This window comes from Streptomyces sp. KR55, assembly GCF_052245645.1.
In the GTDB taxonomy this organism is placed as follows: domain Bacteria; phylum Actinomycetota; class Actinomycetes; order Streptomycetales; family Streptomycetaceae; genus Streptomyces; species Streptomyces flavusporus.
This window is the reverse complement of record NZ_JBQQCE010000148.1, coordinates 1-20,742: the sequence shown is the minus strand read 5'-3', so window position 1 is coordinate 20,742 and position 20,742 is coordinate 1. Positions and strand designations below refer to the sequence as shown.

The window sequence follows — 20,742 nt, the reverse complement described above, 5'->3', positions numbered from 1 at the left end:
CGACACGGTCGGCCCGAACGTGCTCTCCAGCGTCCCGAGGACGACGACCCGGGACCCCGCGGCCACCGCGGCGGCCGCCATCGGACGGTCACCGCGCAGCACCGGCACCCCGACGCCGGCGCCGGCCGTCTCGGCGACGCCGCCGAGGGTCGAGCAGGTGCACAGCACGGCCCGCGCGCCGTCGGCGACCGCCCGCTCCAGGACCGCGCGCAGGTCGTCCGCCACCGCCTCGGGGCCCTTGTCACGGGCCCGGTCCAGCAGTTCCTCGTCGACGAAGTGCCGTAGTTCCAGGCCCTGGTGGTCCTCGTCGCGCAGGGCGTCGAAGACGGGGACGTGGACGGGTGAGGTGTGCAGGAGAGCGAGCATGGAGAGGGCTTCTTCCTTCAGGCCTTCAGAACCGGCCGGGGTGCGCCGACAGCCACTGCTTCGCCGCCCGCAGCAGCTCCGGGTCGGCCGCCGGAGCCTCCTCGGGGTGGCGTTCCGCCCACTTCACGACGTACGGGCACAGCGGGGCGACGACGATGCCCTCGCGCTTCGCGATGGCGTACAGCTCGCGCGCCAGCGAGCCCGCGATGCCCTTCCCTTCGTGTGCCGGTTCCACGATGGTGTGCACGGGGACCAGGGCGCGCCCCGGGGCTTCGAGGACGAAGTACTCGATGTGGCCGACGACTTCGCCGCCGTCCCCGAGGGCCTCGAGGCGGCCGGCCGCCCGGTCGTCGCGGATCTCGATGTCGCTCATGGGCACGCTCCTGGTCGGAAGGGTCAGGCCGACACGGCCTGCGGGCTGCGCTCCTGGTCCGAGCCCGGCACCGGTGCGGACGGGTCGGCACCCAGGGCCACGATCCTGTTGTCGTGGTCCACGTGCACGACCCGCGGCTTCAGTGCCCGCGCCTCGGCGTCGGTGACCTGAGCGTAACTGATGATGATCACCAGATCGCCGGGATGGACCAGATGGGCCGCGGCACCGTTGATACCGACGACGCCCGAGCCGCGCTCACCCTCGATGACGTACGTCTCCAGCCGGGCGCCGTTGGTGATGTCGACGATGTGCACCAGCTCACCGGGCAGCAGATCGGCGGCGTCCAGCAGCTCGGCGTCGATGGTCACCGATCCCACGTAGTGCAGGTCGGCCTGGGTGACGGTGGCTCGGTGGATCTTGGACTTGAACATGGTACGAAACACGGAGAAACTCCCGATTTATCTGCTCCCTGCCCGCTTTTTCCAGGTCAAGGGCGGTCTCCGGAGCGTACAACGATTCGCATGTTCGGTCAGCTGTCCCCAGGTGTTTCAGGGCTCACACTGACCCATTGCTGACTTTCGTGACGCGTCATCAGGCGGGCTGCGCGGCTGCGGGTGCCACGGCCGCGAGGGCTCGACCGGGTACCTCGGCGACGGCAGTGCCCCCAGCACGGTGCCCGTGTTCTGCCGTCTCGCTTCCGGACCACTCAGTTCCCCCGCCCCGGTACCTGAGGAGTAGCCCACCCTTGATACGGCCACGGCGGCCGGCATCGATTCCGCCGTCCTCGGCCGCCTGATGGGCCACGACGCGTTCGTCCACCAAGGCCCTGGCAGGTGCCGCCCTCACAACAGCGCTCCGCACCAGCGCCTCACCCAAACTGTCAGCGAGCTCGTCGGTCCCTCCTCGGTCTCCCTGATCGTCCGCGACGGCCACCGAATCCTGATCCCTACCCCGCGCCCCGACGAGATCCCGCCCGCGTGGCACGCCCCGGACTCAGGCCCGGACAACCGTCGTCGATCTCCCCAGCGGTACAGCGGGCACGGCGGGCGCGCGACACCGGCCGCGTGCCCTCGGACGAGGCAGTGCCCTCAGCCCGGAATGATCAGTGTTTCGGACGGCTCCGGTGGTGACGCCAGCTGGGATGGCCAGACGCGCCGGCGTCGCACCGGGCCGTCAGCTACGTCCTGGCCACCGTGCAACGTCGGCGGCCGGACGTCCTGGCCGGGAATGCCAGTGCGGCGGCGCCACCGACCCGCGCCAGCCGCAGTTGGGCCCTCCCACAGGCGAGACCGCCGGCTACGCCTCGCCCGCAACGCGCACACGGACATGCGCACGTTGCGGGCCACGGCACCGGGCGCGCGAGTGGACAGCGCGCAGAGTGCCGGTAAAGCGGCCAGACCGCGGGACTGATCGACTCAGCCGCCGCTCTTACGCCTGAACGACCGCTGGCTCGCAGCCGGGCCGTGCGCCGCACGCACCTTCGACGCATCCGGGTTGGCGGCAACATCGGCCGCGTCCGCCTGCGCACCGCGCTTGCGCGCCAGGGCTTCACGGAACTTGCGCTTGAGGTCGTAGTTGCCGTCGTTGTCCGGCGCCAGAGGGGACGTCTCGGGGGCAGCCGGCTCCGAACCTTCCGTAGTGACGGGCTCTGCGGTCATGGTGACCTCCTGGGTTCGGGGGTGGGCCAGCACAGCTTGTCATGCCGGGCGCAGTGCGGGGCGCCGACAACATCATCCTGCTCTGTTTCGGCGGGTATCCCTCTCGCGGCCGAGGGCGTTCGCTTCGTAGTGGGGGCACAGGACGGGCTTCGGGCCGGGCCGGGGGTTGTCGATCCCGTGGCCAGAAGATTCGCTGACAGGGCAACGGCTCTCAGCCGTTGCGACGCACGAGGGCGGCCTTGCGGGCCTCGGCGAGCTTGCGGGCCTCGCCGGCCTTTCGGGACTTGCCGCCGGCGCCGCGGGAGGTGTCCTTGCTGGTGCCGAGGCCGCGGAAGGGAGCGTTGGTGTTCTTGGGTCGGGGGACGGCGGGCCCGCCGTCGAGCGGGGTGCCGGAGGGAGCCTTGGCGCCGGTGATCCGGCTCAGTTCCGCCTCGCCCGAGCGCACCTTGGTGACGGTCGGCTCGATGCCGGCCCCGGCCATCATGCGGCTCGTCTCGCGGCGCTGGCCCGCCAGCACGAGCGTGACCACGCTGCCGGACTCACCGGCGCGGGCGGTGCGGCCGGCCCGGTGCACGTAGTCCTTGGGATCGGTGGGCGGGTCGACGTTGACCACGAGATCGAGGTCGTCGACGTGCAGGCCACGGGCCGCGACATTGGTCGCCACCAGGACGGTGATCTGGCCGTTCTTGAACTGCGCCAGGGTCCGTGTGCGCTGTGGCTGGGACTTGCCGCTGTGCAGGGCCCCGGCGTGCACCCCGCTGGCCCGCAGATGCCGGGTGAGCTGGTCGACGGCGTGCTTGGTGTCGAGGAACAGCAGTACGCGGCCGTCGCGGGCGGCGATCTCCGTGGTGACGGCGTAGCGGTCAGGGCCGTGGACGACCAGAACGTGGTGCTCCATCGTCGAGACCGTGCCCGCGGACGGGTCGACCGAGTGGACGACGGGGTCGTGGAGGTAGCGGCGGACCAGCTGATCGACGTCGCGATCCAGAGTGGCCGAGAAGAGCATCCGCTGACCGTCGGGGTGCACCTGGTCGAGCACGTCGACAACCTGCGGCAGAAATCCCAAGTCGCACATCTGGTCGGCCTCGTCCAGCACGGTGATCCTTACCCGTCCCAGGCGGCAGGCGTTGCGCTCGATCAGGTCGTGCAGGCGTCCGGGGGTGGCGACGACCACCTCGGCTCCCTGGCGCAGCGCGGCGACCTGCCGGCCGATCGACATGCCGCCGACGACCGTGGCCATCCGCAGCCGCAATGCCTCGGCGTACGGCGCCAGTGCCTGGGTGACCTGTTGGGCCAGCTCCCGGGTGGGCACAAGGATCAGAGCGAGGGGCTGCTTCGGTTCGGCGCGCCGCCCGGCCGTACGTGTCAGCAGCGGCAGGCCGAAGGCGAGCGTCTTGCCCGATCCGGTGCGCCCGCGCCCCAGGACGTCGCGCCCCTCCAGGGCATCGGGCAGTGTGGCGGCCTGGATCGGAAAGGGTTCGCGCACCCCGAGTCCGCTCAGTGTCCGCAGCACCTCCACCGGCAGTTCCAGGCCGGCGAAGGAGACGGCCGGGGGCAGCGCCGGAGTCGTGGCCTCGGACTGGGCGGGACCGCCGTGAGCGATGCCGGAGTCGTCGGGATGCTTCATGAACAGCCTTCCGCAGGGGGACGTACCGAGGAAGGCCCGGCAGGATTGAACAGCCACGCACAAGCGGAACCAAACAGGCAGAATCGCCCACCGCGACGACCACGCAAAAGCATGACACTAACACAAGGCATAACATCGCGCCGTGATACCGATCGCCCCTCCCGCGTCGATGACCCGACGCGGCTCGACAGTTCTACGCACAGTGTGCGGGTTCCCGTCTCACTGGACCGGTATCGGTCAGTGGCCACCGCACATAGGAGAGTGAGCAGTTGCAGCAGCTCGCCTCTCTTCCACCTCCTGATCGGTGCGGGTTCGGGCGGCCACGCAGTCCGAGAAACCGCATCGTCCAAGATCCGGACCGTTCCCGGGCCGGCGATACCGCCTAAGCTCAGAGCGGCACCGTCCACGCTGGTCAGCGACGTTGTAACCCTTGTACACCAGCAGTCGAAGAACCTGCTGCTCCCAGAGGCCGGCGTCCAGGATGTGCGCCGCCTTCGTGATACTCCCGGGCATCAGATGCTGGTAGGTGCGATACGTCTCCTCGATGGACTTGCGACCCATCCATTCCGACGCCGGATGACGAAGTACTCCACGCGCCGGCACACGTCGGTGATCAGTATCCCGTTCCCGAGCGCGTTCGGGGCGCAAATGGTGCCGGAAGCTCTACATGCCGCCCCTTCACAGGGTCGTCCACCATGGCGCCTTGCCGTAGGCGTCCCCCCGTTGCCGGGGCCACCACCACTGCTTCGCGTGTTCCGCGACCGTCTGCTGACCGAGTTCCCGGCGGGCCTCGACAACGGACGGCGCCGTCTTTTTTTCTCCGCGCAGATCTACGTGAGGCGCTCGATGGCGTCGTCCTGCGTGCCGAACCGACCTCTTCACGCTGTTTACCGAGAGCGTCCCTGAACCGAATCGTGTACAGGTGCGGGCAACGGGTTGGCCTGGAACAACCGCACTCCTTGAAGAACGAGCCCATCCCACGGGCGAGCCATCGAGCCACACATCAAGCTCTTCGGAGCAGGGCGCCGGGCGGTGGAGCAGTCCCCTGCCACGGATGCAGGTCAGCAAGCTGGACGCTGTCCGGCCCGATGCTGACCGTTTGCTGACCCGAACCCGGCGATCAAGGACCTGACCTGCGGAAACACCCAAACGCTAGATCTTGGACTTGAACATGGTGCGCAGCATGGAGGTACTCCCGGACCTAGGCTCCCTGCCTGCGTTTTCGCAGGTCAAGGGCTGTTTCCTTACCTTGAAACGACTCGCAGGTTCGGTCAGCATTCGCAGGGTTTTGAGGACTCATGCTGACCAATTGCCGACTTTCCTGACGCATCGTCAGGCCAGATCAACGAGCCTCTCCCGCTCCCCAGACCTGTTGCCACGACGACAGCGACCAGCCTACGCACTGCCCTCCGCCGACCTCCGTGATATTCACCACCGTTCTCGTGCGGGTTCAGACCGTGTCCTACGTGGTGAGGCGAACGAGTCGCTTGTAGCAGCACAGGTCAGCGGCCAGGCCGAGAAAAGGCCCCCAGCTCCCCGTATCCCCGCCGGCCGGGGTACAGCACCGTATGACGGTGACCGCAGGGCGTCGCCGGAAGGGGGCGGGGCTGATGTGTGGTCTCAGCCGCGAGGTCCGCTTCGACGGCGGGCGGCCGGACGTGGCGGCGGCGGAGCGCATGACCGATCGGCTCGCCCCTCGGGGCCCCGACGGCCGCGGGCTGTGGTCCCAGGGGCCGGTTGCCCTCGGACAGGGCGGTGGGCTGACGTCCGGTAGACCGCCGTCGCCACGCGCCCGACGGCCGGACGTGCACGGAGGCGCCCTCAGCGGCCTCCCGTCACAGTCGGCCGCCCTCCCGGAGGTGCGCCCCGTCGACCATGGCCCGGTCCGTGCGTTCGGAGCCGCCGACGACGCGGATCCAGCTGTCCACGGTCAGCTCGTGGCCCTGCGGCCTGAATGGGACCTCCGTACATTCCCGGAAGGGGAACCAGCAGACGGGGTGGGCGAGTTCCGTCAGGACCTCCGGCTCCGGGAGGGCCCGTGCTCGGTGGCCAGGTCCGAGCCTTTCTCCAGGCCCGCCCGGTGCCGGATCAGGCGGTGCAAGTGCTCTCGCAGGCGGGCCAGGACGTCGGGTGGTACGGGATGCCTGACTGCCGGGCGGAGGAGGCCGGCGAGGTGGTGGTGGCCGCGCCGCCGGGCGACGTCCGCGGCGCGGGTCGGGTCATGTGCCCGCTGCGCCAGGCGACGTACGCCAGGAGCGTTCGACCGTCTAGATCCGGGCGCCGTGCCAGGCGGCCTGGTGCAGGGACGTGCAGCCGCTGCGGCCGTCCAGGCGCGCGCCGTCGGCCCACGCGGGGTGCGCGTCGAGGATCAGGAAGACGGTCGCAGCGCCGCGAACCTGGCCTTGAGCGTCGACCGGCGCGCGATCCCGTCCCGTTCCGCCACCTGTTCGTCCACCACGTGGTCGAGCGCAGGGGGCACGGCCACGGTGACCGCGCGGGAGTCCCGGGGGGCTCGGCGGCGCGGGTCCGCCGCTCAGGCCGCGTGGCCGGCGAAGAACTCCGTGATCGCGGCGTTCACGGCGTCGGGCCGCTCCAGGTAGCCGTAGTGACCGCAGCCGGGTATCTCGGTGTACCGGGCGCCGGGTATGGCCTCGGCGACCTCGCGCGACAGGTGCGGGCGCACGACCAGGTCGTCCTGGAAGCCGACGACGAGACAGGGGCGCCCGATCGCCCGGTACTGCGGGAGCCGGTTCGGGATGAGGTCGAGGCCGAGCTGGGCGCGCACCGCGGAGAGGTCGATCATCGAAAGCTCGAAGACTCCGAGCCAGTCGCGCAGTCGGTCGTCGTCGTTGAGGGTGCGCGGCGAGAGGTTCTGCAGGGCGTGCAGATAGGCCGCGTACCGAGGCGGGATCTTCGTCCCGCTGTCGGCCAGTTCGACATCGCCGGCCGTCATGGCGGCGAGCAGTTCGTCGGTCCTGCCGCTGCTCGCCATCAGCACGGCCTGCGTGACGAGATCGGGCCGCGCGAGCAGGAGTTCCTGGACGACGATCCCGCCCAGCGAATAGCCGACGATCCGGCAGGGCCCGTCACCGAGGTGTTCGATCAGACCGGCGACGTCCGCGACCATGTCGTCAAGGGTGAAGCCATGGGGGCACGGGTCGGTCGGCGGGACACCCCGGTTGTCGAGAGTGATCACCCGGTGTCCGGCCGCCGTCAGCGCGGGTACCTGGTGGGTACGCCAGACCCGTCCCGGGGCGCCGGTGCCGGTGACCATCACCACGGGCGGCCCGGATCCGTACGCGTCATAGCTCAGGTTGATTCCGTTGATACGCGCGACTGGCATCGGCGTGTCCCTTCTCTGCCGTGTCCTGGCGGGCGGGTCTCTGCCGTGTCCTGGCGGGCGGGGCCGGGCCGCCGGCGAGGACACCCTCACCGACCGCCCGGCCACCTGGCCGACGTCACCGAACCGAGGCCTTCACCTCCGCGTCACCGCCCGGTCCACACCGGTTCCCGGTTCTCCGCGAAGGCCCGGGGGCCCTCCACGGCGTCCCTGCTGCGCATGCGCCGTTCCTCCCAGACATACCGGGTGGCGAACGCCTCCGGCAGGGGCTGGTCGAGCGAGCGCATCACCGACTCCTTGACGGCCCGCACCGCCAGGGGCGCGCTGCGGACCAGGTCGTCCGTCCACTCCGCGACCCGGCGGTCCAGCTCCCCCGCGTCGGCGATCTCGTTGACCAGCCCGAAACGCAGGGCGGTCCGCGCGTCCATCCGGCGCCCGGTGAGCAGGTACCCCATGGCTGTCTTCAGGGGCAGTTGGCGAGCCAGCCGGAAGGCGCCGCCCGCGCCGGGCACCAGCCCGAGCCGTGCCTCGGGCAGCGCGAACACCGCGTTGTGCGCGGCGATCACGAGGTCGCAGGCGAGGACCAGTTCGAAACCGCCGCCGAGTGCGTACCCGTTGACCCGTGCCACCACCGGTTTCGACAGGTCGAACCGCTCGGTGAGCCGGGGCCAGCCGGGCCGGCCGCGGCTGCCGAACGTCGTCGGGGGGTCCCCCTCGGCATCGAGGCGGGCCCGCTCCTTGAGGTCCTGCCCGACGGAGAAGGCGCGGTCGCCCGCGCCGGTCAGGACCACCACCCGGACGTCGTCGTCGGCCTCCACGTCGTCCCAGACACCGGCGAGTTCCTCGTGCATACGGAGGTCCATCGCGTTGAGCACCTCGGGGCGGTCGAGGGTGACGTGGGCGACGTGGTCCTTCTTCTCGTAACGGACCCGTGGCCGGCCGTCGTCCGGGCGGCCGACGCCCGGGCCGCCGACGGTCACGCGGACCTCGCGGCGAACCGGCCGACCTTGTGGATCACGTCCTCGCCGTACAGCCGCAGCGCCTGCTGGAAGGCGAACTCCGCCATGTACGCGCGGAACGCGTCCGCCGGTTCCTCCGCCAGGTTGAGCATGCGCCGGTTGGCGAGCACCGCCTCGCCGTCGAGCCGGTCCAGGCTCCGCTCGACGGCGGCGTCCAGCTCGTGCGGCTCCACCACCTCGTCGACGAGCAGCCGCGCCTGCGGCTCCGACGCCCAGATCCGGCGGCCCTCCAGGATCACCTGCCGGGACAGGCGGGGGCCGACGTACCGGCTGAACCGGAAGTTGGCCGCCCCGGGGATGATCCCCTCCTTCGCGGCAGGCAGGCTGAAGTAGGCGTCGGACGCGGCGATCACGTGGTCGAACGCCAGCAACAGCTGGGCGCCGCCGCCGATCGCGAAGCCGTCGACCGCGGCGACCCACGGCTTCTCGACGTGCCGGGTGTGCCACGCGCCCGCGTCGTCGGTTCGCAGGCCGCGGACGAGCTTGTGGATGTAGCCGAGTTCGCGGCGCAGCAGGAAGTCGACCAGGGAGATGTCGCCGGAGCTGAGGTTCTTGAGGTTGATGCCGGCGCTGAACACGCGCCTGCCGCGGTAGCGGGGATGGCTCATCTCGCCGCCCCGCAGCAGGCCCACCCGGACGGACGGGTCGAGCAGGGCCAGGTCGACGGCGGTCTCCATGTCGTCGACCTGCTGGTTGTCCTCGGCGTTGAGGCGGTCGTCCCGGCACATCGTCAGCCGGGCCACCCCGTCGCGGCGCTCCAGCCGTACGGCTTCCATCTCCAGGGTGCCGGTGCGCAGGAACTCCGGCAGCAGGCGCTGCGCGCGGGCCGTCGGCCGGAGCATCGCGTCGAGGAGGTGGGGTCCGGCGGTGGGTGAGCACAGGACGGCCCGGAGGAAGATGCCCTGGTCGATCTCGTGGCCTTCCTTGTCGGCCTGCAGGCGGCTGCGTTCCCGAGCGAGCAGGTCCGCCGTCGGCACCAGACCGGGGAAGGCGGTCGCCGCGGCCTCGACCAGCTCCTCGATCCGCAGGGCCCGGGAGCGCCCGTCGGTGAGCCGGTCGTAGACGATGTCGACATGGTCGTCCAGGAACCGGGCGCGCAACGCCCGGGCCGTGTCCTTCGCCGTCTGCGCCTCGGCCCGCTGCCGCGGTGTGCGCTGCGCCGGGGAGGGGAGCGACGCCAGCGTCTGCTGCTCCCGCTCGGCGGCCTCCGTCAGGGCCGGCCACCCGTCGAGGGCGGCCGGGGATCCCGCCAGGTCGGTCGTCATGCGGCCTGCTCCGTCGCGGTGCGTCGCAGGCTGCGGTCGCAGGCGGCCAGGTGTGCGCCGAGCGCGTCCTCGAAGCCGGTGGTCACCGCGTCGAAGAGGAGCTGGCGACGGATGGCGAGTTCCTTGCCGGACAGGCCGGCCAGTCGCTGCGCGGTGGCGGCGGCGGCGCCGTTCAGATCCTCGGTCAGCTCGTCGGCGATGCCCAGCATCAGCGCCTCGGACGCCTTGACGGGCTGGCCGAACAGGACGGCCCGGCGGATGCGGGCCGAACCGGCGATCTGAACGAGCCGGAACATGGCCAGTCCGGGCCAGGTCGACTCGCCGTCGAACGGGACGACGAGGCGGGTGTCCCGGGTGGCGATACGGATGTCGGCGGCGAGGAAGGCGTCGAGGGCCTGCCCGCCGCAGTCCCCGGCGGCGAGGGCGACGGTCGCGGCCGGCAGCCGCTCCAGCCGGCGCAGCGCCCGCTCCCACTTGGTGACGAGGGCGACGGCCAGCCCGTCCGTCCAGCCGGGTGCGGGCGCACCGGTGACCTTGAGGGTCACGGTCCCGCCCTCGCCCCGGTCCTCCACCCGGTCGCACAGGGCGGTGATGTCCCTGACGGCCGCGGCCGACAGCGGCTGGGTCCCGTCGATGCTCAGTGTCAGTGCGTCACTCATGTCCCTCACCGTGTTGTCCCCCACTGTCTTCTCCTCCGTTCTCACCACTGGACCAGCGCCGTCTCCAGCGTGGAGCCCGGTCCCATGGTCATCAGCACTCCGTAGTCGCCGGGCCGGGTGACCTGCTCGTCGAGCAGCCTTTCGTACGAGAAAATGAACGATCCGCTGGAGACGTTGCCGTAGTCCCGCAGGACGCCGACGGTGTGCCGCAGGTCGTGGCGGGTCAGGCCCAGGTTGACGATGACCGCGTCGATGACCTTCTTGCCGCCGGAGTGCACCAGCCAGTGGCGGATGTCGCTGCGGCGCAAACCGGTGTCGTTCAGCAGACGGTCGACCACGATCTCGGCGTAGGCGCCGACGACGTAGGGGATCTGCGGGTCGAGGTAGAAGCTGAACCGGTCCAGCTCGCGGTCCCAGTCGTAGCGCATCGCGTCGACCGCTTCAGGGATGATGCAGCTGGCCAGCTTGAAGACGCTCGGGCCCTCGGGCGTCCCCGACGCCTCGTCACCCGGCCCGGACAGCAGGGCGATGGCCCCGGCGCCGTCGCCGAAGAGGCTGTTGACGACCGCGGTCCGCATCGAGGAGTCCATCGCGTACGCGGCGGAGCAGGCCTCCGTGCAGAGCACGACGGCGAGTTCGCCCGGATGTGCGGCGGACCAGCCGGCCACGACGTTCAGCGCGTTGAGTCCGGCGTTGCAGCCCATGCCGACGATGTCGCTGCGGCTGCAGTGGCGGTCGATGCCCAGCTCTCGGATGAGCAGGGCGCTGAGGCCGGGGGTGAGGAAGCCGGTGGAGGAGACGCAGCACAGGTGCCGCAGGTCGGAGAGTTCGGCGCCGGCCCGCTTCAGACAGGCCCGGAGCGCCTCGACGCCCATCTGCACCGCCATGGCCTTGTGCTTGTCCAGCAGGTCGCCCTGCGGCTCGGGGCTGCGGACGCCGTCGGCGTCCGGCTCGGGCAGGGTCAGGTGGCGCCGGTCGATGGCGCTGTTGACGAAGACGGAACGGATCTTGTGGTCGGTGATGCCGAAGGCGTCGAGCACCTCCTGCTGGGAGTAGGACGTGGCGGACGCGGCGGTTCCCACACCGACGATCCGGGGTCGGTACGGCGTTTTCAGAGCGCCGTCACCGGTGAGGACCGGTGTCTCGGCTCGGTCCAGGTTGATCGTCATCGGTAGGTCCACCCCCACATGCGCGGCCTGCTGCGCGGTTTCCGTGCGTTGATGCTTCCGGTCACTTGCTTCGCCTTTCCGATCGCCTTCGAGGAGGAGATCCGAGGTGGAAATCCGGGGAGGAGATCCGAGGAGGAATCCCAGGAGGAAATCCCCGGAGAAAATGAGGAAAAGGAGCCTGCGGAGGGCTTAGGGGCCGGAGCGCGGAAGAAGGAGACGAGGCGATTTCCGTATGCGGTGCCTCACGCCTCCGTGCTCTGCGCCTCGATGAACCGCGTGAGCCGCGCGGTGCCCTCTTCGATGTCCGCGGTCGTCAGGTAACTCGTGGACAGGCGGAGGGCGTGGTGCCCGCCGCCCTGCGGATAGAAGTAGTTCATCGGCGTCCAGATGACGCCGAAGTCCTGTGCGGAGCGGGTCAGGGCCGCGTCGTCCGCCCGGAAGGGGACGTGCACGGTCAGGAAGAATCCTCCGGCGGGTTCGTTCCAGCGCACGCCCAGGGCGTCGCGCCGGGCAGCCGGCAGGCAGGCGTCCAGCCTGCGGAGCGTGGTCCGCATGGCGTCGCCGTAGTAGGCGGCCGCGTCGGAGTTCAGTTCGGAGATCCGGCCTTCGGCAGCCAGCAGGGCTCCCGCCACCGCGGCCTGGCTCAGGGACGAGGTGTTCACCGTCACCATGCTCTTGATCCTGGCGAGTTCGTCGGCGAGCAGGCCGGTCCGCCCGTCGGCGTCCACGACCCGCTGGTCGGCCACGGCGAAGCCGACCCGGGCGCCGGGGAAGACCGTCTTGGCGAAGGAGCCGAGATGGACGACCGTGCGCGACCGGTCCAGGGACTTCAGCGTCGGCTGCGGCGTGCCGGGGCTCACCCGGCGGTAGGGGCTGTCTTCGATGAGGAGGACGCCGTGCCGCTCCGCCACGGCCAGCAGTTCCCTGCGGGTCGGCTCGTCCAGGGTGGCCCCGGACGGGTTGGAGTGGTCGGGGATGACGTAGAACGCGCGGGGGCGCCGTCCGCGGGCCCGCTCCCGCAGGATCGCCGCCTCCAGGTCGGCGCTGTGGAAGCCGTCCTCACGCTCCTCGACCGCGGTCACCGGCACGTCGAGCAGCCGTGCCGCGCCGGTGATGCCCACGTAGCAGGGACTCGCCACCAGCAGGACGTCGTCGGGGCCGCCGATGAGGGCGCGCAGGACGAGCAGCATGGCCTCCTGCGCGCCAACCGTGATCACGATCGACTCGGCAGGTACGTCGATGTTCTCGTCCGCGCGCAGCGAGTCGGCGACGATCTCGCGGATCTGGCCTGCGGTGGGGCCGTACTGGTACATGGCGGTACGGATGTCCTGTGGCGTGCGGCCCTGTGCGGCCAGGTGGTCGAGGTAGCCGCGGATGTGGGTGAAGATCAGCTCGGTGTCGAAGAAACCGTCGTACGGGCGTCCCGGGGCGAAGGAGATCGCGTCCGGGTAGCGATGGGTGATCTCGTTCAGGAAGGTCATCGTGTCCAGGACGGGGTCCGCGACGCAGGCGTGCAGGTCGGTCCTGCGCAGCGCACCCGCGGCGCCGTCCGGTGGCGGGGTCGCGGGCGTCGCGTCGGCGGTGGGGGCCGCCGCGGCCGGGGCGGGGACCGTCACCGGGTGGGGGGCCATGCGGAGGATGCCCGGGTGGGCCTCGGTGGCCGAGGCCGTGCCGGTGAAGGTCATCGCGGCTTGGAGTTCGCGGACGAGGCCGTCCAGCGCCGCGGTGACGCCGGTCTCCCCGTCGGCGAGGAGCGCGTCCAGCACCGGCCGTCCGAGGAGGACCGCGTCGGCGCCCGAGGCGAGGGCGACCAGTACGTCGGCGCCCCGGCGGACGCCGCCGTCCAGCAGGACGGGGCGGCCCCCGGTCGTGGCGGCCACGACGGCGGGCAGTGCTTCCAGGCGGTCGATGACGAGGCCGTCGGCCCCCGCGTCGACGGCACGGGAGGCGTCCCGCGCGGTGCGGACGCCGGCGACGAGCAGCGGCAGGGCGGAGGCCGAGCGCAGCCGCTCCAGATCGGCCCAGCCGGCGGCGCCGGAGAGCCGGAGCCGGGTGTCCTCGGCGGTCGGCGCGGGTGCGGCACCGTCCTGGGGGCCCAGGGCGAGTACGAGGGCGGCGAACCCGGCGTCCTCGGCGCGGGCGGCCACGCGCTCCGTCATGCCGCCGTCCCGGAAGGCGTACATCCGCAGCCACAGCGGGCCGTCTCCGGCCGCCGTGAGCGAGGTGAGGGGGTGGGGGGTGAGGGCGCTGACGACGGTGGGCAGTCCGGCACGGCCGGCCGCCCGGACCACGGCGGGCTCCACGCCGGGCCGGACGAGCCCGGCGAGCGGGCCGGCGGCCAACGGTGCGGCCCAGCCCCGGTTCAGGATCTTCGTGGCGGTGTCGGGCGGGCCGGAGAGGCTCGGCCCGCCCTGCTTCAGTCCCGCGCGGTCAAAAGCGGCACGGTTCGCGGCCGATGCGCTTTCCACGCCTTCCAGGAAATCCACGAGAACAGGATCCAGGCCTTCCTGCGCACGCCGCGCATTGTCGTCCAGATGCCTTCCGGCCATGGATTTCCCCCCATGCGGAATCAGTTATGGCAAGTTGATTTCGGCGGCCAGGATCACATGATTCCGACCGGGCCCACAATGCTGTCCAACAGACCGATATCCGCGGTTGGACGGGAGGCCGGCCTTCACCGTCCGTTCGGTGAGCACGAGGATTCCCCGAAACGGGCGAGTGATGCCGGAAGTTCACCACGGCTGCGCACTTTCAACTTCCGGTAAATTTTGGTGAGATGTTGTTCCACGGTGCTCACCGTGATGAAAAGGCGGTCAGCGATCTCCCGGTTGGTGCAGCCGGAGGCGGCGAGGGCACCGACCCTGCGCTCGGCTTCGGTGAGTTCGGCCGGCGGCCGTGGCGTCTTGTCCGGCGCGGCTCTGTGTCCCGGGTGGCCGCCGCGCGGGCGGCGTGCCGGGGCGGGCGGCGGTTGCGGAGCGTCCCGCACCGCGTCCAGGTACGTCCGCAGCGAGGCCACGGGCCGGGGCAGTTCGGGCGGGACGTCGTGGCGCACCGCGGCGGTCCGTAGGGCCTCCATGTCCGCCAGCGCACGTCCCGCTTCGAGCCGGTCGCCACAGGCTCTGAGGATGCGCACCGCCTCCCGCAGCAGCGGCAGCCGGTCGCGGGGCGGGCTGGTCGCCGCGAGGTGGCGCAGCGCGACGCCCCGGGCGTGGCCGGCGCCGTCGCCGAGCCGGGCCAGGTGCTCGACGACCGTGGCCCGTGCCTTGTGCAGGTAGCCCAGGGCGATGAGCGCCGCGGTCGCGTCGTTGCGCCAGTCCACGAGTTCCGGCGCGTCGAGCCGCCACTTGACCATGAGTTCCCCGCACGACTGGAAGGTCCGCAGGGCGGCGCGCGGCCGTTCGATGGCGAGCTGGTAGCGGCCGAAGGCCTGGAGGTACGGCAGGGTGAAGGGGGTCCCGAACACGGGCACGGGCACCGGGAGATCGAGGTACGACCTGGCGGTCTCGAGGTCGCCGAGTTCGGTCGCCGCGCGGATCGCCAGGGACAGGGGCAGCCCGATCGCGATACCCCAGGCTTCCGGGGTGGCGAGGCTCAGGGCGGTCCGTGTCGCCTCGCTCGCCTCGGCCGGGTCGCCGCGGCGCAGGGCCACTCCCGCCCGGACCGTCTCCAACAGCGCCCGGCGCATCGGGACGCCGCGGTTCCAGGGCTTGTCGAGCAGCCGCTCCGACCAGAGTCGGGCCTCGTCGAGCCGGCAGGTGTGCGTCAGGAGGACCAGCGCGGCCAGCGCGGCGGTGAAGGAGCTGTCCGCGCGGGCGGCGCCCAGCACCCGGGCGGCGAGCCGGTCTTCGTCGTCGCCGGTGAGGCCTGCCGAGAGGGCCAGGAAGGTGCGGGGCGACAGGGGCTCGGGCTCCGGCGGCTCAGCGCCGGGCGGGTCGTCCGCCGCCGTGCCGGCGGGCGTGGCCGGGCCGGTGCCATGCCGCAGCCCGGGGTAGCAGAAGGACAGGCCCAGCCGGACGAGCGCGAGGTCGGGCCGGACGGCGGACGAGGGCGGTCCGGCACCGTCCCAGACGTCCGCCCCGGCGGTGGCCGCCTGGCGCTCGACGGTCCGCAGCAGGGCGTCGGCCCGCTCGAACTCGCCCCGCCAGACGAGTTGGCGGACCGGTACCAGCGCCTCTGGTCCGGTGAGTAGACCGGCCCGCACCATGCGGCAGAGCTGGGGCAGGTACCGGGACGCCTTCGCGGGGTCGATGAGCCACTGGGCCCCGGCCAGGGCGGCGGTCACCTCGGCCTCCTGGACGGCGTCCGCGCAGATGCCGGACGCGTGGCGCAGATATTCGACGCAGGCGGTGATGTCTCCCGCGTGCATGGCCTCCCGGGCGGCCCCGAGGAAGATGTCGGGTTGCCAGGTGGCACCCGCCGTGTCGCCGGCGGCGAGCAGCTGGTCGGCCACCGCCGCGGCGGGGGCGCCGCTCTCCAGGAGCAGTTCGGCGGCCCGGTCGCGCAGCGCGCGGAGGTCCTGGACAGGGATGTCGTCGAGTACGGCCGGCCGGACCTGCTCGTGCCGGAACCGCAGGTCCCTCAGCAGACCGGCGGTGCGCAGGTCGGCCAGGCTCCGGCGGACGGAGGCGGCGTGGTCGCCGAGGAGGCCGGCGATCAGGGACGGGGTGGCCGAGTCGCCGAGGACGGCGATCGCGCGGGCCACCGCGAGCAGGGCGGGTTCGCAGCGGTGGAGGCAGCGCAGGAAGGCACGCCGGAAGGACCCTCCGGGTACGGGACCTCCGGCCCTGAGGGGCTCCGTGGTCCGTGCGGCGGTTTCCGGCGCGGCGGGCACTGTCGTCCGCTCGGTGAAGTCCTCGATCAGCGCGTGCAGGAGCAACGGGTTGCCTCCGCTGGTCCGAGCCCACGGTTCGGCGTTCTCCCGTGCCGCCGAACCGGTGCCCGGGTGCCGCGCCAGTTGCCCGGCGACCCCGTCGAGGGTGAGCAGGCCGAGCCGCATCCGGTGCGCGTGGGGAAGGTGCAGGATCTCCGCGTGGAAGTCGGCGAGCGCCCGTTCATGACAGGAGCTCTCGGCGAGGACGATGAGGACGGCAGCCGAATCGATTCGGTGTATCAGGTATCTCAGACACTGAAGGGACGCCTCGTCCGCGAAGTGCACGTCGTCGACGCTGATGACGAGCGGCCGACGCTGGGCGATGCCGGTGACGGCGCGGTGGATACGCTGCATCAGCGTCAGCGGCACCCGCCCGCCCTCCCCGCCGAGGGCGGCCTCGACCATGCCGGCACTGCTCTCGGCGGAGAGCGGTTCGCCGATCATGCCGACCGCGCGGATCGCGTCGATCAGCTGGTCGACGAGGCCGAGCCGGTCGAGCCGTTCACCGGCGGACGCCGTCAGCGGTAAGCAGTAGCCACCCTGCTGCGTGGCCCAGTCGGCGAACGCCCGGACCAGGGCTGTCTTGCCGCATCCCACCGGGCCGTTCGCCAGGACGACCGAGCCCTTGCCTCTCGCGCACTCCCTGTAGCGACGCATCAACAGTCGCAGTTCTTCGTCTCGTTCACTGAGATTCACAGGCACCCCCGCACCTTCGCGCACGCCTCCCGACGCGTTGTTCACACCCGTCGGCACTGATCGACCGGTGCCGTCGGCCGGCAAAGTATCCAGCAATTGAGAAGAAAAAGGAAAGCGGCTGCTGACCTGCAGTGATACTGAAGGTGGGGGGTGAGTCTCCATTATCAACCCGAAGAGCAGGACACGGCCTGAAACATAGCACCCAATTCGCGCACGCGCGGGTCTCTTTTCTCTGGTCCGGTTAGATCGATCTACCCACCTCCCCTCGCCGGAGTGGCCGAATTACCATTCTTGACCGCAGAGGGAGGTCCGGGACGTCCGGCGCGACGTCCCCTTGTCCGATGCCGTCCTGCCAGGCCAACCGGTCAATCGCCGTCGATCTCGGCAGGTAGTCCGAGCCGTACGAAACAGGCTTTACCTGCGCGCCGATCATTTTCAGTCACCTATGAGCTTCCTGTGAAGTGCTATCGGTCACAGCAGGGTTACCCGCGCACTTGAAGTTCAATTATGGACCACCGAGGCTCGACCGGCGCAAAGGGGAATGCTCGGCTCCATTCGGCGCCCGGCCCCGACGCCGTCCGGCGATGAAATGCGCACACGAAAAACCGCCGCGAGAAAAGGTTCTCGCGGCGGTCGACGCCCGGGCGTGAGCCGGACTCAGCTGATCTGTGCGACCTCCTTTTCGACCCGGACGGCGAACTCCGACCAGAGCTCGGCGAACTGCCGGGCCAGGTCGGCGATGATGTTGCTGCAATGCGGCGGAACGTTGTTGATGATGGCCTCCCACTCGTCCTTGCTCAGCGTGTGCAGCGCAAGGAGCCGGAGCAGATTGCGGCCGGTGTCCGTGAACCGGAGTGCGGGATCGTCCTTCAGCCGTTTCACGAGCGCGGCCCGGTCCGGAACGGCCTGGGCCTGGCCCCGCCCGGCCGGCCGCGCGAGTCCGAGGGCCCTGAAATCCTTGTGCACGACGGCGCCCTGACCCGGCTCGGCGTTCTTCCTCCGACGGTGCTGCCGGGGCAGCGGGTCCTCGCCGTTGCGCAACCGATTGCGCACGTCGCGGGCCGTCTCCGGTGAGATCCCCGCCGCGCGGGCGACCTGACGCAGCGACAACTCCGGGTTCTGGGTGAACAGCTCACCCGCGATGCTGCGGCCGGCGCTGCCGTCGACCGGCCGCAGCCTGCCGTCCTGGCCCAGCCGTCGGCTCACCGGCTCCGGCTCCCGCCCGGCCCGTCTGCGGATGTCGCCCACGGTCCCCGGGGAAATCCCGGTGACCGAGGCGACCCTCCGGTCCGACCACTGCGGACGGGAGGCGATGATGCGTTCGGCGGCGCGCTTGCGGTCCGCGAGCGTCAGCGGCAGACCGTGGGTGACGTTGAGCTTCACCGCCAGGACGAAGGCCGCGGTCTCGTCCCTGTCGAAGAACCGGGCGGCGATCGTCCTGTCGCCCCGCAACTGGGCCGCCTTCAGCCTGTGGAAGCCGTCGATGACCCGCATCGTCGGCCGGTGCACCGTGATCGGCGGCAACGGCTCCTCGGCCGCGGCCAGGGCCTCGATGTGCTCCGCCGACTCCCCTGCCAACCGTGGCGATCCTGCCAGGCTCAGCGAGCCGATCTCGATCTCCACGAGAGGTTGCTGAGTGATTTCCTCCTCTTCGGGTTCCACCCCGGCTCCTCACCTGCCCCGTTGATGCGGCCGACGCTCGCCGTCCGCGAGAGAACCTTCTGTCCGACAGTTCCTTCCGCAGCGAATCAACGCTCTCCCCCCAAGGAGTTGCGGAATTCATCCGGTGAACAATGTGACCGAGTAGCAGAAATGCGATCTCCGGAAGACGTGACCGAAATTAGCAGCCTGGTTTCCTCGCCGAAACCCCTGTCTGCAGCGCCGACCCCTAAGGGGTTGACGACGCGGGCGAGTTCCCTCACGGGATACCGGGGGACGGCCGGGGCGGTCTCCAGGGCGGAAGAGGCCGTAGTGCGAGGACCTCACCTGTGACGGTGTTGTGACCGAAGTGTTGTTAGAACCGTCCCGTTACATCGATCTTGCGCGGCAACCGACCTCTGTCTGCTCCGGGGAACCTCCGACCGTCCTTCCCCCACTTCTCCGACTGGAGCTGAAGCGGATGACCCATCCTTTACGCACTCTGATAGGCACTCTGACCGCCATGGCGGCGACCGCCGTACTGGCCTTCGCGTCCAACGCCTCGGGAACGGCGCCGGACACGCGGGCCGCGCCCACCGACGCCACCTCCCCCGCCCACGCCCTGGCCTCCTCCGCCGCCGCACTGCGACCGGGCGACTTCGCGGCCACGGGCGTGGCGGAACCGCCTGCCACCGACGTGCGGGTCCGTCGCCCGGGACGGGCCGAGGGAGACATCTTCGTCACACCGCAGAGCATGACGAGCGAGGTCCGCGGACCGCAGATCATGGACGACGAGGGGCGGCCCATCTGGTTCCGCGAGTTGCCGACGAACTCCTTCGCCACCGACTTCCGGGTCCAGGAGTACCAGGGCGAGAAGGTACTGACCTGGTGGGAGGGCGAGGCGACCAACACGGGTAAGGGCACCGGCATCGGGTACATCGCCAACGAGAACTACGAGATCATAGCGACGGTCCAGACGCCGGACACCGGACAGGTGATGGACCTCCACGAGTTCCTGCTGACTCCCGAGGGCACCGCACTGGTCATCAGCTACCAGCAGAAGCCGTACGACCTCAGCGGAGCGGGCGGCGCGAAGGACGGCAGAGTCGTCGACAGCGTGGTGCAGGAGATCGACATCGCCACCGGCAGGAAGCTGCTGGACTGGAGCGCCCTGGAGCACGTGCCGGTCACCCAGTCCGACCTCCGGGCGCCCCGCGACGCCGCCACACCGTACGACTTCCTGCACGTGAACTCCGTCGGCGTCGACACGGACGGCAACCTGCTGATCTCCGGCAACGCCGCCAGCACGGTCTTCAAGGTGGACCGGGACACGGGCGAGATCATCTGGCGTCTGGGCGGCCGCAACAGCGACTTCCGGCTCGGTGTCGGGGCCCGGTTCAGCTGGCAGCACGACGTGCGGGCCGTCGGTGACAACACCTACCGGATCTTCGACAACTCCACACCCAACGGGCTGCCCGGGTACGAGTCGCGGGTCGCCTGGATCAAGATCGATCCCAAGCGCGGCACAGCCCGGCTGGTGCACCAGCTGACCCACCCGGACATGATGTCGACCGCCCGGGAAGGCGGCAGCCAGAGCCTGGACAACGGCAACACCTTCGTCAGCTGGGCGGCGTCCGCGCCCGGCCGGATCTCGGAGTTCTCGCGCGACGGCCGGCTGCTGTTCGACGCCACCTTCCCCGCCTCCCCCGACAGCAGCAGCTACCGCGCCTACCGCCTCGACTGGGAGGGCAAGCCGCTGACCAAGCCCAGGCTCCTCGCCGAGGACGCGGCCGCGGGAACAGTCCATGCCAACTGGAACGGCGCCTCGGAGGTGGCCCGTTGGCGGCTGCTCGCCGGCGCCTCGGACGGCGCCCTCAAGCCGGTCGCGACCACGGCCTGGGACGGGTTCGACACACCGATCACCCTTCCTGCGGGCGACCGGGACGCCGACCGGCTTCAGGTGCAGGCGCTCGACGCCCGGGGCAAGGTGATCGGTACCTCGTCCGTCACGCCCGTCGACGCCGCCGCGTCCGCCGCGAGCTGAGAAGGGTGGCCGACATGA

General features: G+C 70.8%; 13 protein-coding genes and 1 pseudogene. 1 reads left to right on the top strand and 13 read right to left on the bottom strand.

The window, feature by feature from the left end; all coding sequences use genetic code 11:
• The 13 genes and pseudogenes from ACTWQJ_RS22265 to ACTWQJ_RS22205 form a co-directional block, all read right to left on the bottom strand.
• A pseudogene (locus ACTWQJ_RS22265) lies at positions 1 to 366 on the bottom strand (arylsulfatase); the annotation flags it as partial.
• Between the two features lie 25 nt (positions 367 to 391).
• Complete coding sequence (locus ACTWQJ_RS22260) at positions 392 to 739, bottom strand: GNAT family N-acetyltransferase (RefSeq protein ID WP_224735806.1); 348 nt, start codon at positions 737 to 739, stop codon at positions 392 to 394.
• Positions 740 to 762: 23 nt separating this feature from the next.
• Positions 763 to 1,182, bottom strand: coding sequence for an aspartate 1-decarboxylase (gene panD / locus ACTWQJ_RS22255; RefSeq protein ID WP_443308373.1), 420 nt, complete (start codon positions 1,180 to 1,182; stop codon positions 763 to 765).
• A 972-nt stretch (positions 1,183 to 2,154) separates the two neighbouring features.
• The gene (locus tag ACTWQJ_RS22250; RefSeq protein WP_443308372.1) at positions 2,155 to 2,397 is read right to left on the bottom strand and encodes a DUF5302 domain-containing protein; all 243 of its coding nucleotides are present in this window, start codon (positions 2,395 to 2,397) and stop codon (positions 2,155 to 2,157) included.
• 211 nt (positions 2,398 to 2,608) lie between these two features.
• Positions 2,609 to 4,024, bottom strand: a complete 1,416-nt coding sequence (locus ACTWQJ_RS22245) for a DEAD/DEAH box helicase (RefSeq protein ID WP_443308371.1) — start codon at positions 4,022 to 4,024, stop codon at positions 2,609 to 2,611.
• A gap of 2,533 nt (positions 4,025 to 6,557) precedes the next feature.
• On the bottom strand, positions 6,558 to 7,367 hold the full coding sequence (locus tag ACTWQJ_RS22240) for an alpha/beta fold hydrolase (protein WP_443308370.1): 810 nt from the start codon (positions 7,365 to 7,367) through the stop codon (positions 6,558 to 6,560).
• 143 nt (positions 7,368 to 7,510) lie between these two features.
• Positions 7,511 to 8,344: an enoyl-CoA-hydratase DpgD gene (gene dpgD / locus ACTWQJ_RS22235; protein WP_443308369.1), complete on the bottom strand. Its 834-nt coding sequence runs from the start codon at positions 8,342 to 8,344 to the stop codon at positions 7,511 to 7,513.
• Positions 8,341 to 9,648: a (3,5-dihydroxyphenyl)acetyl-CoA 1,2-dioxygenase DpgC gene (gene dpgC, locus ACTWQJ_RS22230; RefSeq protein WP_443308368.1), complete on the bottom strand. Its 1,308-nt coding sequence runs from the start codon at positions 9,646 to 9,648 to the stop codon at positions 8,341 to 8,343. The genes dpgD and dpgC overlap by 4 nt, the downstream gene beginning before the upstream one ends.
• Positions 9,645 to 10,307 (bottom strand): enoyl-CoA-hydratase DpgB, encoded by a 663-nt coding sequence (dpgB, locus tag ACTWQJ_RS22225; protein WP_443308367.1) that lies wholly within the window; start codon positions 10,305 to 10,307, stop codon positions 9,645 to 9,647. Before dpgB ends, dpgC begins: the two co-directional genes overlap by 4 nt.
• 41 nt (positions 10,308 to 10,348) lie before the next feature.
• Positions 10,349 to 11,476: a 3,5-dihydroxyphenylacetyl-CoA synthase DpgA gene (gene dpgA, locus ACTWQJ_RS22220; RefSeq protein ID WP_443308366.1), complete on the bottom strand. Its 1,128-nt coding sequence runs from the start codon at positions 11,474 to 11,476 to the stop codon at positions 10,349 to 10,351.
• A 242-nt stretch (positions 11,477 to 11,718) separates the two neighbouring features.
• Entirely contained in the window at positions 11,719 to 14,025 is a 2,307-nt protein-coding gene (locus ACTWQJ_RS22215) for an aminotransferase class I/II-fold pyridoxal phosphate-dependent enzyme (protein WP_443308365.1), read from the bottom strand.
• Positions 14,026 to 14,150: 125 nt separating this feature from the next.
• Positions 14,151 to 17,204 (bottom strand): helix-turn-helix transcriptional regulator, encoded by a 3,054-nt coding sequence (locus ACTWQJ_RS22210; RefSeq protein ID WP_443308364.1) that lies wholly within the window; start codon positions 17,202 to 17,204, stop codon positions 14,151 to 14,153.
• A 495-nt stretch (positions 17,205 to 17,699) separates the two neighbouring features.
• Positions 17,700 to 18,704 (bottom strand): streptomycin biosynthesis protein, encoded by a 1,005-nt coding sequence (locus ACTWQJ_RS22205; protein ID WP_443308363.1) that lies wholly within the window; start codon positions 18,702 to 18,704, stop codon positions 17,700 to 17,702.
• 499 nt (positions 18,705 to 19,203) lie between these two features.
• Here ACTWQJ_RS22205 and ACTWQJ_RS22200 point away from each other — a divergent pair, with 499 nt between their 5' ends.
• A complete protein-coding gene (locus ACTWQJ_RS22200) occupies positions 19,204 to 20,724 on the top strand; it encodes an arylsulfotransferase family protein (RefSeq protein WP_443308362.1) in 1,521 nt (506 codons plus the stop codon).
• Positions 20,725 to 20,742: the final 18 nt, after the last annotated feature.

What these genes read in the sequence shown, in the direction of transcription:
- ACTWQJ_RS22260 (WP_224735806.1), bottom strand. Translation starts at nt 739, where the DNA reads ATGAGCGACATCGAGATCCGCGACGACCGGGCGGCCGGCCGCCTCGAG.
- ACTWQJ_RS22250 (WP_443308372.1), bottom strand. Translation starts at nt 2,397, where the DNA reads ATGACCGCAGAGCCCGTCACTACGGAAGGTTCGGAGCCGGCTGCCCCC.
- ACTWQJ_RS22245 (WP_443308371.1), bottom strand. Translation starts at nt 4,024, where the DNA reads ATGAAGCATCCCGACGACTCCGGCATCGCTCACGGCGGTCCCGCCCAG.
- ACTWQJ_RS22240 (WP_443308370.1), bottom strand. Translation starts at nt 7,367, where the DNA reads ATGCCAGTCGCGCGTATCAACGGAATCAACCTGAGCTATGACGCGTAC.
- dpgC (WP_443308368.1), bottom strand. Translation starts at nt 9,648, where the DNA reads ATGACGACCGACCTGGCGGGATCCCCGGCCGCCCTCGACGGGTGGCCG.
- dpgB (WP_443308367.1), bottom strand. Translation starts at nt 10,307, where the DNA reads ATGAGTGACGCACTGACACTGAGCATCGACGGGACCCAGCCGCTGTCG.
- dpgA (WP_443308366.1), bottom strand. Translation starts at nt 11,476, where the DNA reads ATGACGATCAACCTGGACCGAGCCGAGACACCGGTCCTCACCGGTGAC.
- ACTWQJ_RS22215 (WP_443308365.1), bottom strand. Translation starts at nt 14,025, where the DNA reads ATGGCCGGAAGGCATCTGGACGACAATGCGCGGCGTGCGCAGGAAGGC.
- ACTWQJ_RS22210 (WP_443308364.1), bottom strand. Translation starts at nt 17,204, where the DNA reads ATGGAGACTCACCCCCCACCTTCAGTATCACTGCAGGTCAGCAGCCGC.
- ACTWQJ_RS22200 (WP_443308362.1), top strand. Translation starts at nt 19,204, where the DNA reads ATGGCGGCGACCGCCGTACTGGCCTTCGCGTCCAACGCCTCGGGAACG.